We start from the raw sequence: 13,251 nt of genomic DNA on the forward strand, positions 1-13,251 counted from the left end.
ATGCGATCGTCGGCAGCGTCAGTTGTGTATAAGAGGTCGTGACCAAGGTGCTCGCAGTGCGGCTGCTGACGCCTGGTCAGCCGGTGTCGATCATCGGCGACACGGTGACCTGGACGCTGGTCCGCAACTCCGGTGCGGCGTTCTCGATGGCGACCAGCTACACGTGGGTGTTGACGCTGATCGCCACCGGCGTGGTCATCGGCATCGTCTGGATGGGCCGCCGCCTGGTCTCGCCCTGGTGGGCGATCGGCCTCGGCATGATCCTCGGCGGCGCGATGGGCAACCTGGTGGACCGCTTCTTCCGTTCCCCTGGCCCGCTGCGTGGCCACGTGGTCGATTTCTTCTCTGTCGGCTGGTGGCCGGTGTTCAATGTGGCCGATCCGTCCGTGGTGGGCGGCGCGATCCTGCTGGTCGCGCTGTCGCTGTTCGGGTTCGACTTCGATACCGTCGGCCGGCGCCAGCCGGACGCGGAATCCGACACCGTCGGCCGGCGCCAGCCGGACGCGCAGCCTGATGTGGCGAAGCCGAAGGCGGGGTCCGCGACGACCGATACTGCCGAGGCAGACGCCGCGACGACCGAGAAGGCCGGCGACGAGGACGTTCAGGAACCGGCTGACGAGTCGAGCCCGGTCGGCCGCCAGGGCGATCCGTCATAGTGGCCACCCGGTCGATGCCGGTCCCCGAGGGGCTGGCCGGTATGAGGGTCGACGCCGGTTTGGCGCGGCTGCTGGGATTGTCTCGGACCGCGGTGGCGGCCCTGACCGAGGACGGTGGCGTCGACCTCGACGGAGCGCCTGCCGCCAAATCCGACAAGCTGGTCGCCGGGGCCTGGCTGGAAGTGCGGCTGCCGGAGGCTCCCGCACCGGTGGAGAACACTCCCGTCGACATCGAGGGCATGGCCATCCTCTACTCCGACGACGACATCGTCGCAGTGGACAAGCCGCCGGGTGTGGCCGCGCATGCCACGGTCGGCTGGCACGGTCCGACGGTGCTCGGGGGCTTGGCGGCCGCGGGCTTCCGGATCAGCACGTCAGGCATCCACGAGCGGCAGGGCATCGTGCAACGCCTGGACGTCGGCACCTCGGGTGTCATGGTGGTCGCACGTTCGGAGCGGGCTTACACCGCGCTCAAGCGGGCGTTCAAGCAGCGCACCGTCGACAAGCGTTACCACGCACTGGTGCAGGGGCACCCTGACCCGTCGAGTGGCACCATCGACGCTCCGATCGGCAGGCACCGGGGCCATGACTGGAAATTCGCGGTGGTCGAGGACGGCCGCCACAGCGTCACGCACTACGACACGATCGAGGCCTTCCAGGCCGCCAGCCTGGTCGACATCGCACTGGAAACCGGCCGCACTCACCAGATCCGGGTGCATTTCGCCGCACTGCACCATCCGTGCTGCGGTGACCTCACCTACGGCGCCGACCCGACCCTGGCGAAACGGCTCGGGCTCGAGCGCCAATGGTTGCACGCCCGCTCACTGGCCTTTGCGCACCCGGCCGACGGCCGCCGCATGGAGATCACGAGCCCGTACCCGGCAGATCTGCAGCACGCCCTCGACGTGCTCCGCCGGCACTGATCGTGAGTGACGCCCAGCGCGGACGTGAGGAGCAGATTCGGCTCCGGACCGGAGCGCTCTACGGCGCAGCTGCGTACATCTGGTGGGGTCTGTGCCCCGGTTTCTTTCTGCTCCTGCTGCCTGCCGGAGCTCTTGAGGTGCTCGCCCACCGCATCGTGTGGAGCGCGGTGTTCCTGCTCCTGGTGCTGGCCGTCGCGCGTCGGCTCGGCGATCTGCGGCGACTGCGTGCCCGCACCTGGCTGCAACTGCTGGCCGCGGCGGCGCTCATCTCTGTCAACTGGGGCACCTACATCTACGCGGTGACCAACGGCCACGTCGTCGACGCCGCGCTCGGGTACTTCATCAACCCACTGGTGAGTGTGGCGCTCGGGGTCGTCGTGTTCCGTGAGCGCATCACCCGTTGGCAGGCCGTGGCGCTGGCGATCGCCGTGGCCGCGGTGGCGGTGCTGACCGTGCAAGTCGGCGCGCCGCCCTATATCGCGGTTGTCCTTGCCGTGTCGTTCGGCCTCTACGGGTTGGTGAAGAAGGTGGTGGTGGCCGATCCCCGGGTCAGTGTGGCGGTCGAGACGCTGCTGGCACTGCCGCTGGCGGCCGGGTACCTGATCACCCTCGGTGTGCTCGGGCAGGGCCATTTCCTCAACAACGGTGCCCCGCACGCGGCTCTGTTGGTGCTGGCAGGCCCGGTCACCGCGATCCCGCTGCTGTTGTTCGCCGCCGCGGCGCAACGGCTCCCGCTGGTCACCCTGGGACTGTTGTTCTACCTCAACCCGGGCCTGCAGATGGCGTGGGGCGTGTTCATCGGACACGAACCGATGCCGCTGGGCCGATGGGTCGGGTTTGCGTTGATCTGGCTGGCGCTGATCATCATGACCGCCGGGGCGCTCGGCAGAAGATCTCGAAAACCGGTTCCCGGAACTGTCGATCGAGTGGAACCGGAATCGTCATCACGGTGACAGGCTGAAAACCACAACACCGGGAGGACACCATGCAGTACTGCCTGCTCATGCACTACCAGGAAGGGCCAGAGGCCGGCCTCTCCGAGGAGGACATGGCGCCCGCGCGTGCGGCGTTCGCCCGCTACGCCGACGATCTCGACGCGGCCGGTGTGCTCATCGGCACCCAGGTGCTCCAATCTGCCACTGCGACAACCACATACACCGCCCGCAACGGTAAACCCGAGATTCAGGACGGACCGTTCGCCGAGACCCGCGAGCGGCTCGGCGGGGTCTTCGTCATCGATGTGCCGGATCTGGACGCAGCGCTGCAGTGGGCCGGGCGGTGCCCCGCCGTACAGTGGGGTTCGGTCGAGATCCGCCCCGTTGCGGTCACCTATGCCCGCGGAACCGGGTGGTACACACCCTGACCGAGTCATCGGCGGCGCAGTCGCGGGTGGCCGCGATCACCCGCGACTCCTACGGCCGACTGCTTGCGCTGCTGGCCGCGCCCACAGGTGACATCGCGTCGGCCGAGGATGCGCTGTCGGATGCCTTCGAACGCGCATTGCAGCGATGGCCGCGCGACGGCGTACCCGACAATCCCGACGCATGGATCCTGACGGTGGCGCGGAACAGACTGCGAGACTTGTGGAAATCGTCGGCCTACCGGCTCACCCGGCCGCTGCCCGACGACCACGATCCCGCCGAGGACTCTGCCGAACCCGCCGAGATACCGGATCGGCGACTCGAACTCATGCTGGTGTGTGCGCACCCGGCCATCGCGCCCGATGCCCGCACCCCGCTGATGCTGCAGACCGTGCTCGGTGTGGACGCGGCGGCCATCGCAGGTGCGTTCGCGGTCGCGCCTACGACCATGGCACAACGGTTGGTGCGCGCGAAGAAGCGCGTTCGGGATACCCGCATTCCGTTCGTCCTCCCGGAGCGCGCCGACCTGGCCGACCGGCTTCCCGGCGTGCTGGAGGCCGTCTACGGGGCTTATGCCATCGACTGGCAGACCACCCGGGGCGCCGTGGTGGACTCACTGTCCAGCGAGGCGCTGCACCTGGCCCTGATCCTGGCCGAACTGTTGCCCGACGAACCCGAGGTGCTCGGGCTGGCGGCACTGTTGTCGCTGTGCGAAGCCCGCCGCGCTGCCCGGCATGACGCCGACGGCCGTTTCATCCCGCTCGACGCGCAGGACGCGTCTCGATGGGACAGGGCGCTGATCGAACGCGGCGAGCGGATGCTGACGCGGGCACACGGGTTCTCGTCACCCGGGCGGTTCCAGTACGAGGCGGCGATCCAGTCCGCGCAGTGCGCGCGACCGGTCGATCAGGCGGCGTTGCGCAGACTGCACCGCGCACTCGTGCAGGTCGCGCCGACGCTGGGCGCTGTGGTGGCGCTGGCTGCCCTCGACGGCGAGATCGACGGTCCGCAGGCAGGTTTGCGCAGCCTCGATGCGATCGACAATCCTGCCGTGGCCCGCTTCCAGCCTGCGTGGGTGACGCGCGCGCACTTGTTGTCCCGTGCGGGCCGCACCGACGATGCCGTGCGGGCCTATCGCCGGGCGATCGAGCTCACCCCGCAAGCAGAGGTGGCCTCATACCTGCGACGACAACTCGACGCGCTCACCTAGCGTCGGTCGCTTCGGTGCGCGCGCTGACCGAGCGGCCCAGCGCGGCGACCTCGGCGTCCATCCTCGGCAAGAGCGCCGGAGCGGATTGCCGCATCGCGGTCTCACCGACGTAACTGGTCAGCACCGGCTTGAGCCACCGGAACAGCCCGACCCAACCGGGGCAGTACACGCGGGTCTTGCGGCCCTCGATGCCCTTGACGAAGGCCTTGGCGCACTTGTCCGCCGAGGTGGTCCAGTTCACCGGCCACCACGGAGCCATCGCCAGCATCTCACCGAACACGGGCAGATCGGCCTTGGTGTCGCGGATCAGGTCGGTGTCGATCCATGACATGTGAGCGGAGCCGACCTTCACGCCGCGGTAGGCAACCTCCAACCGCAGCGCGTTGGCGAGATGTTCGGCACCCGCCTTGGACGTGCTGTACGGGGCCATACCCGGAGCGGCGGCGAACGCGGCCATCGACGACACGATCAGCACATAACCCTGGCGGTCGATCACCGACGGCAGGGCGGCGCGCACGGTGTTGAAGACGCCGAGCACGTTGACGTCCATGACCCGCCTGAACGCCTCCGGGTCGACTTGGAGCAGGGAGCCGTAACTGGCCACGCCCGCGTTGGCCACGACGACATCGATGCCGCCGAAACGTTGGACGGCCTTGTCGACGACGTCCTGCATCGCGGACAGGTCGCGTACGTCGGCGGTCAGCGTCATGACTTTCGCGTCATCGGCCAGCTCGGCGGCCAGGGCGGCCAAGGGTTGCGCATCGACGTCGATGAGGACCAGGGTGGCGCCGCGTTTGTGCAGCAGGCGGGCCACCGCGGCGCCGATACCGCGGGCGCCACCGGTGATGACCACGACTTGCGAACTCAATGACACCATGTGCCGAAAGGTACCCCCGGTACAGCAGGCATGCTGATCGAATTGCACGACTGGTAGCTGATTTTCGCGGATGTGCGCACATGGGCAGCCACGAGCGGTCGGGCGGGCACTATCGACCGTTGCCGTGAGATGCCAGCCTGCGCTCGATGTCGCCGACCACCTCGCCGACCTGCTCCGTGACGAAGAAGTGGTCGCCGGCCACCACCTGGATGTCGAAGGCGGCGGTGGTGAACGCCGACCAGGCGGCCACCCGCTCGTAGCTGACCGCTGTGTCGTCGGCCGCCGCGTATGCATAGATCGGGCATGCAACGGTTGTGCCAGGCGCGCAGTTGTATTCGGTGATCGCGCCGTAGTTGCGCAGGGTCCGCAGAATCGTCGCGCCGAATCGGTCGCCGATGAATTCGGTGTCGGTGCCGGTCATGTCGGCCACCATCTTCAGCAGCTCACCATCGGTACTCTGGTGCAGCTCCTGATAACCGCCGTGTCCCGGTGCGGGCGAGGCAGACAAGAACAGTGCCGCAATGCTTTTCCCGCCGGCTTCGAACTTGCGCGCCACTTCGAAGGCGATCAGGCCGCCCATGCTGTGGCCGAAGAACGCGACCGGTGCCTCAGCTGCGATTCCTGGTGCGAGTAGGTCGTACACGTCACTGGCAAGCGTTGGGATACTGCCGATATCGGGCACGTCGTGGCGGTCCGCATGGCCGGGATACTGCACTGCGACGCGCCGAACCGGCGAGGAGAACGCGCGCGCGAACGGTACGTACGACCGGGCCGAACCGCCGGCGTGCGGAAATATGTACAGGGTTTCGACCGGATGCGGCGCTTGATCGCCTCGAACCCCCGCTGTCATCCCGCGATCCATGAGCTGTGTGTCGTTGACGAATGCACCGGCCATTACCTCCCCGGGCCCGTCGGCGCAGCGCCGGCGGGATGAGAGCTCATTATCAGGGAGCGCCGAAGGAATGCCAATCGGCAAATGTCGGAACAGAATTCTGCTAGCTGAGCTAGGCGATTGCTCAACTCGTCAGTAGGTGTCCAGCCGCCCAGTTGCGGGCGCCGACATGTGGCCTTCGCGTCTGCGTACGAGCCGGGGATCGTCTGCCCAGGATCGTCTTTTCGGTTTCTGCGCGATCGGTTGCCCGTTGAGGCAAAACTTTGCGATAACAAGATCGGCAATCATGATCGGTTGGATACAAATTTGGTCATCCACACGAATATGCCTGCACCGCAGGGTATTTGGATTGAAATGCGGTGGGCAGCGAAAACTTCGGAGGACGGCACGGCAAACGGCACGTCGGGGGGCAAACTGCTCGACATCTCGAGGAAAGCCGCGATTCGCGTCGCGTAGCTAATTTGCACCGGCAAACAAGTTGGCGAGGTCGCCACTCTCGAGCGGGAAAACCGATGACAGTTTGCCAACTCCGGCGTAAATTTCCGCAAAGACGCCACGGGAGCCATCTTCGCTAGTCGGCACAAGGGATGTGCGGCTGACGGAGAGATGGCGCCCGCTGTCACAACCAGTCGGGGACGGGATTGCGCTGGGCACCGACGGCCAGCGCAAGATGCAGCGTGCGTCGCCGACGACGGCGGCGCACAGCAAACAAACACGCACATGCGCGCTGTTGGCGTGCGATCGGGCATGAGCGACGAAGTCTGAGCGGGAGTGGATGGAAGGAAGACCCATGGTTGAGCATTCCCTGACAGCGCTTCTCCGTGAGCGGGCGAGTAAGCACGGCGACGCCACCGCCTACACCTACCTGGACTTCGACGTCGACCCCGACGGGTATCCCGAGACGCTCACCTGGGCCGAGGTGTACCGCCGCGTCCGCGTCGTCGCCGAGGAGCTCCGGTTGTGCGGCGCGCCAGGTGACCGTGCGGCCGTGCTGGCACCGCAAGGACTCGAGTACATCGTCGGTTTCCTCGGCGCCATGCACGCCGGTTTCGTCGCGGTACCTCTGTCGGTTCCGCAGCCGGGTGTGCACGACGAGCGAGTCGTGTCGGTTCTGCGGGATTGCAGTCCATCGGTCATCCTCACCACGACCGCCTCGGCCGCTGAGGTTGCGGGCTACGCCGAAGGCGCGGGAACCACGCGTCCCCTGGTGATCGTCGAAATCGACGCGCTTGACCTTGATTCGCCGCGCGAACCCGACGTCATGCGGCCGGGCATGCCGCCAATCGCCTATCTGCAGTACACCTCGGGCTCGACGCGACTGCCTGCCGGGGTCGTCGTGACCCACAAGAATGTCGTGACCAACGTCGATCAGGCGCTCACGGATTACTTCGGCCGCGCGATCCCGCCAGACGCCACCTTCGTATCGTGGCTGCCGTTCTACCACGACATGGGGCTGATAAAAGGCATCTGCGCACCCCTGGTCTGCGGCCGCAGCGCGGCGTTGATGAGTCCGTTGGCGTTCCTGCAGCGTCCGGCGCGGTGGATGCAGCTGCTGGCCACCAGCTCGGCGGCCTTGTCAGCGGCACCGAATTTCGCGTTCGAGCTGGCGGCGCGTCGAACCACCGACGACGACATGGCCGGTCTGGACCTCGGCGATGTGCGCTCGATACTCAGCGGCAGCGAGCGGGTTCACGCCGCAACCCTGAACCGATTCGTCGATCGGTTCGCGCCGTTTCATCTGAAGCCGAGCGCCATTCGACCGTCCTACGGCCTCGCCGAGGCAACCGTCTACGTCGCCACCTCCGATCTCGGCACCGCACCGTCGCGGGTCCGGTTCGACTACGAGAAGCTGTCGAACGGTCACGCGAGGCGGTGCGACGCCGACGCGACCGGAAGCACGGAACTGATCGGGCACGGCACCACCCGCTCCACCATGCTCAGGATCGTCGATCCCGCCGCGCGCACCGAGAACCCGGCAGGCACCGTCGGCGAGATCTGGGTGCACGGGACCAACGTCGCCGCGGGGTACTGGCACAAATCCGAAGAGACACAACGCGTCTTCGACGGAAGCCTGGTCAACGCCTCACCCAGCACGCCGGCTGGTCCGTGGCTGAAGACCGGTGATCTCGGCGTCATCTCCGACGGTGAGCTGTTCATCATCGGCAGGATCAAGGATCTCCTGATCGTCGACGGCTCGAACCACTATCCGGACGATATCGAGGCCACCATCCAAGAGCTGAGCAACGGCCGTGCGGCCGCCATATCGGTGCCCGACGGCGAGTCCGAGAAGTTGGTGGCCATCGTGGAGGTCAAGCGCCGCCGCGAGTCCGACGATGACTGGGCAGAGCGGCTCCAGTTGTTGAAACGCGAACTGACGTCCGCCATTTCGACCACACATCGGGTCCGGGCCGCCGATCTGGTGTTTGTCGCGCCAGGTTCGATACCGATAACGACCAGCGGGAAGGTGCGCCGATCGGCCTGCGGCGAGCTCTATCGACACGACCGGTTCGAGCGATTGGACGGACGACGATGACCGCCACCATCGGAGACGACGCCGCACTGCGGCGCTGGCTCATCGACTATCTGGTCACCACCGTTGGCTGCAAGCCCGAAGAGATCGACCTCGATCTGTCGCTCAACGATCTCGGCGTCGGATCCAAGGACGCCGTGGTGCTCTCCGGTGAACTGGCCGAACTCCTGGACCGGCCGGTGTCACCGGTCGACTTCTGGCAGCATCCGACCATCAACTCGCTGGTCGGGTTTCTTGTCGACGGTGAGACGGAATCCGCCGGGGATCAGGCGACCGGATTCGACCGCGGGTCGCTCGACGAACCCATCGCCGTAGTGGGTCTGGGGTGCCGGTTCCCCGGCGGTATCACCGGCCCGGATGCTCTGTGGGACTTCTTGTGGGACGGCCGCTGTGCTGTCGGCGAAGTTCCGCCGCAGCGTTGGCAACCCTTCGACGACGGATCGCCCGAAGTCGCGGACGCTCTGGCGGGCACCACCCGCTGGGGTTCGTTCCTGACAGATATCGACGCCTTCGATGCGGAGTTCTTCGAGATCTCCCTGCGGGAGGCCGCGAAGATGGACCCGCAGCAGCGCCTGCTGCTCGAAGTCGCCTGGGAGGCTTTCGAACACGCCGGAATCCCGGCGAGCTCACTGCGCCGTTCGCAGACCGGGGTGTTCGCCGGAGCGTGCTTCAGTGAGTACGGCTATCTGGGGTCGACCTACCTTCCGACCGTCGATGCCTGGAGCAATACCGGTGGCGCACTGAGCATCATCGCCAACCGGTTGTCCTATTTCCTCGACCTCCGCGGACCTTCGGTCACGATCGACACCGCCTGCTCGTCGTCACTGGTCGCGATCCATCTGGCGTGCCAGAGCCTGCGGATGCGCGACTGCGACACGGCGCTGGCAGCCGGGGTGAACATGCTGCTGTCGCCCGCGGTCTTCCACGGTTTCGACCAGGCCGGTGCGCTGTCACCGAGCGGCAGGTGCCATGCGTTCGACGCTGCGGCAGACGGTTTCGTGCGCGGCGAGGGTTGTGGGGCGGTCGTGCTGAAGCGGCTCGGAGACGCCGTGCGCGACGAGAATCGCATCCTGGCGGTCGTCCGCGGATCGGCGGTCAATCAGGACGGCCGATCCAACGGGCTGATGGCGCCGAACCCGGCCGCCCAGATGGCGGTGTTGAAGTCCGCGTACACCAATGCCGGTCTGACGCCTCACGACGTGGACTATGTGGAGGCCCACGGCACGGGAACCTTCCTGGGGGATCCGATCGAGGCGCGCGCACTGGGAACCGCGCTGGGCCGCGGACGCCCGGAGCAGTCCCCACTGCTCATCGGCGCGATCAAGTCCAATCTGGGGCATCTTGAGGCTGCGGCCGGTATCGCGGGCTTCCTCAAGGCGGTGCTCGCGGTGCAGCAGGCCCGGATACCAGGAAACGTCGGGTTCGAGACGCCCAACCCGCACATACCGTTCACCGCGCTGCGGCTGAAAGTAGCGGCAGAGAACCAGGATTGGCCGTCGGCGGGGCGGTTGCGGCGGGCCGGCGTCTCGTCGTTCGGATTCGGCGGCACCAATGCGCACGTGGTGGTCGAACAGGCTCCCGATGCCGCCCCGGTGGCACCCCGGCAGGATGCGGCCGTCACGACGCTGGTGGTCTCGGGCAAGGATCACGAACGTATCGAACGCACCGCGGGGACCTTGGCCGCGTGGATGACCGGCGCAGGCGCGGGGATCGCGTTGCCCGATGTTGCCCATACGCTCAACCACCACCGATCCAGTCATTCGGTGTTCGCCACCGTGTGTGCACGCGATCGGGAGCAGGCCGTCACGGGTTTGGTCGCGTTGGCGCAGCAAGAACCTGCCACCGGCGTCGTCGGCCCGCACGAGGGCACCTGCGGCTCGGGAACGGTGTTTGTGTACTCCGGTCAGGGTTCGCAGTGGGCAGGTATGGGACGGCAGCTCCTCATCGACGAACCGGCGTTCGCCGCAGCGGTCGCGGAGCTGGAACCGACATTCGTCGAAGAAGTCGGCTTCTCCCTGCGGCAGGTGCTTGCAGACGGGTTGCCGATCCGCGGCGATGCCCAGGTGCAGCCGGTGATCATGGGTCTGCAGCTGGCGTTGACGGAGCTGTGGCGGTATCACGGCGTGACGCCGGACGCGGTGATCGGGCACTCGATGGGCGAGGTCTCGGCAGCTGTCGTGGCCGGGGCGCTGACGGTTCAGGAGGGTCTGCGGGTGATCGCGACCCGATCCCGCCTGATGTCGACATTGGCGGGCCAGGGCGCCGTCGCGCTGTTGTCTCTGAACGCCGAGGCGACAACGGAACTCATCGCCGGACACCCGGAAGTGAGCCTGGCGATCTACACTTCGCCGCGCCAGACGGTGATCGCCGGGCCGCCTGCCGCGGTTGACACCTTGATCGCCGACGTACAGCACCGAGGTAGGTTCGCGCGCCGGGTCAACATGGAAGTGGCGTCCCACAACGCCCTGATGGATCCGATCCTGCCGGACCTGCGAGTGGCGCTGGCCGACCTCTCGCCGCGGCGACCCGTGATTCCGTTCCTCTCCACGGTTCGCGACGGCGCCACGGACCCTGTGCTCGACGCCGACTACTGGGCGGCCAATATCCGCCAGCCGGTGCGGCTGCAGCAGGCGGTCACCGCCGCCGGCGAAACCTACACCAACTACGTCGAGATCAGCGCCCATCCGATGCTGGCGCCCGCGATCTCGGAAACCCTGGGGGACCTCCACCACCACAGCGTCGGCACCCTGACGCGCGACGGCGATGACACGGTCAGTTTCCACACCAACCTCAACGCCATGCACACGGCGCAGCCCCCGGTCACACCACACCCACCGGGACCGCACCCGGACCTGCCGACAACGCCATGGCTGCACGCGAGCCACTGGGCGGACTTCATGCCCATGGGCAGGCGGTCCTGCGGCAGTGCCTCGTCCGCGACGTCTGGTGTCGTCCCGGCTGAGTGGTACTGCGAGCTGACCTGGCCCGAGCGGCCCGTCGCAGCCGAGTCTGTGCCCGCCGCGGGATCGTGGGTGGTGATCGGCGACGACGCCCTCGCGGCGCAGATCGCTCGTGCCGGGGACAACCGGGTCACTGCACTGGACGAGGACGCGGGTGCCGCCACCCTGCGGGCTGCCGCTGCCGACGCCGACTACGTGCTCTACGCGCCACCCGTGTGTCCGGCGTTCGACGCGGCGTCCGGATACCGCGTCTTCACGGCCGCGCGCCGAGTGGCCGTCGTGCTGGCGGACGCCGGTCTGCCCTCGCGCCTGATCCTGCTGACCCGCAACGCGCAGCCCATCGCCGACGGAGATCGCGCCAATCCGGCCCACGCGGTGCTGTGGGGCCTGGGCCGCACGCTGGCGTTGGAATGCCCTGACATCTGGGGCGCGGTGATCGATGTCGACGAGTCGGTGCCCGCCGGTCTGGTCGCCCGGTACGCCGTCACGGAGGCGCACGCCGGTGATGAAGAAGATCAAATCGTCTACCGGGCGGGTGTCCGCCGGGTAGCCCGGCTACGCCGGGCGCTGCCGCCCACCACTTCGGGGGATGGGCTGGACGGCAACGGCAGCTATCTGGTGGTGGGCGCGACCGGCAACATCGGCCCGCAGCTGATCCAGCAGTTGGCCGACATGGGCGCCGGGACCGTCGTGGCGGTGTCACGGAATCCCGGTGCCCGGTTGGACGCGCTGGCCGCGACACTGTCCGGGCAAGGCAAGGCATTGGTGCCGGTTGCGGCCGACGCCGCCGACGAAGCCGCCATGACAGAACTGTTCGGCCGGTTCGGGCGCGATCTGCCCCCGCTGGCCGGCATCTACCTGGCCGCTTTCGGCGGTGGTCCGGTCACCGTGACGGATATGACCGACGCGGACGTCGCGGCGATGTTCCGGCCCAAGCTCGATGCGATCGCCGTGCTGCACAAGCTGTCGTTGGACACGCCGCTGCGGCAGTTCGTCCTCTTCAGCTCGATATCGGGGCTGTTGGGTTCCCGATGGCTGGCGCACTACGCGGCGACGACGACGTTCCTGGACACCTTTGCCTATGCGCGGCGTGCGGCAGGCCTGCCTGCCACGACCGTCAACTGGGGACTGTGGAAATCATTGGCCAACAGCCAGATTGAGCAGGAGCGGAATATCACCCTTGGTTCGGGCCTGGAACCGATGCCCGACGAGGTCGCGATCCAGGCGCTGTGGTCGGTGTGCGGGTCGCGCGCTCCGGTGCGCACGACTGTCGTGGCGGCCGACTGGACCCGTCTGGCGGCCGCCTACCGGACCAGGGCGCCGCTGCATATCGTCGATGACCTGCTGCCGGTGGACAACGATGAACCCGCCGCGGCCGACGCTCCCGCGGTGCCCACCACCCAATTCCGGAAAGCGCTGCGCGAGTGCGAACCCGAGCAGCGCTACCAGCAGCTCGCTGAGCACGTCAGCACATTGGTCGCCCGGGTGATGGGGCTGGCGTCGCCGCAACTTCTCGACCGGTCGGAGGGGTTCTTCCAGTTCGGCATGGATTCCCTGATGAGCGTGACCCTTCAGCGGGCACTGGCCGAAAGCCTCGGGCAGGCGATACCGGCCTCGGTGATCTTTGACTATCCGACGGTCGACGCGCTCACCGAATACCTGACCACCATCCTGCCGGAGTTGATCGAGGTTGCCGAAGACGCCGAAGTCGACTCTTACGAGGATTTCAGTGAAGACGAACTGCTGCAACAACTGTCGCAGAGGCTGGGTTGATTTTTATGGTTGGTGCTGGGGCGGATCGTCGGGCGATTATTGCTGAGGCGTTGCATCGGATTGATGAGT

At 67.1% G+C, this 13,251-nt stretch carries 8 protein-coding genes and 1 pseudogene; 7 read left to right on the forward strand and 2 right to left on the reverse strand.

Features of this window, described 5'->3' with window-relative positions; translation table 11 throughout:
- Positions 1 to 32: 32 nt before the first annotated feature.
- From lspA to A5784_RS19525, 5 genes and pseudogenes are all read left to right on the forward strand, one after another.
- A pseudogene (gene lspA / locus A5784_RS19505) lies at positions 33 to 656 on the forward strand (signal peptidase II); the annotation flags it as partial.
- Positions 656 to 1,579: an RluA family pseudouridine synthase gene (locus A5784_RS19510; protein WP_064946552.1), complete on the forward strand. Its 924-nt coding sequence runs from the start codon at positions 656 to 658 to the stop codon at positions 1,577 to 1,579. The pseudogene lspA and the gene A5784_RS19510, both read left to right, overlap by 1 nt.
- A 2-nt stretch (positions 1,580 to 1,581) precedes the next feature.
- Entirely contained in the window at positions 1,582 to 2,532 is a 951-nt protein-coding gene (gene rarD / locus A5784_RS19515) for an EamA family transporter RarD (RefSeq protein WP_064946553.1), read from the forward strand.
- A gap of 32 nt (positions 2,533 to 2,564) precedes the next feature.
- Positions 2,565 to 2,942, forward strand: coding sequence for a YciI family protein (locus A5784_RS19520; RefSeq protein WP_064946554.1), 378 nt, complete (start codon positions 2,565 to 2,567; stop codon positions 2,940 to 2,942).
- Positions 2,927 to 4,150, forward strand: coding sequence for an RNA polymerase sigma factor (locus tag A5784_RS19525; protein ID WP_502687522.1), 1,224 nt, complete (start codon positions 2,927 to 2,929; stop codon positions 4,148 to 4,150). The genes A5784_RS19520 and A5784_RS19525 overlap by 16 nt, the downstream gene beginning before the upstream one ends.
- Here A5784_RS19525 and A5784_RS19530 read toward each other — a convergent pair.
- The gene (locus tag A5784_RS19530; protein WP_064946555.1) at positions 4,143 to 5,027 is read right to left on the reverse strand and encodes an SDR family oxidoreductase; all 885 of its coding nucleotides are present in this window, start codon (positions 5,025 to 5,027) and stop codon (positions 4,143 to 4,145) included. The two genes, A5784_RS19525 and A5784_RS19530, sit on opposite strands and share 8 nt — an antisense overlap.
- A 109-nt stretch (positions 5,028 to 5,136) precedes the next feature.
- Positions 5,137 to 5,922: a thioesterase II family protein gene (locus tag A5784_RS19535; protein ID WP_232006139.1), complete on the reverse strand. Its 786-nt coding sequence runs from the start codon at positions 5,920 to 5,922 to the stop codon at positions 5,137 to 5,139.
- 787 nt (positions 5,923 to 6,709) lie between these two features.
- Between A5784_RS19535 and A5784_RS19540 the strand changes: the two genes are divergently transcribed.
- Positions 6,710 to 8,452: an AMP-binding protein gene (locus A5784_RS19540; protein ID WP_064946556.1), complete on the forward strand. Its 1,743-nt coding sequence runs from the start codon at positions 6,710 to 6,712 to the stop codon at positions 8,450 to 8,452.
- Positions 8,449 to 13,182 (forward strand): type I polyketide synthase, encoded by a 4,734-nt coding sequence (locus tag A5784_RS19545; RefSeq protein WP_064946557.1) that lies wholly within the window; start codon positions 8,449 to 8,451, stop codon positions 13,180 to 13,182. Before A5784_RS19540 ends, A5784_RS19545 begins: the two co-directional genes overlap by 4 nt.
- The last annotated feature ends 69 nt before the right edge of the window (positions 13,183 to 13,251 follow it).

The sequence above is a fragment of the Mycobacterium sp. 852013-50091_SCH5140682 genome, assembly GCF_001665685.1.
In the GTDB taxonomy this organism is placed as follows: domain Bacteria; phylum Actinomycetota; class Actinomycetes; order Mycobacteriales; family Mycobacteriaceae; genus Mycobacterium.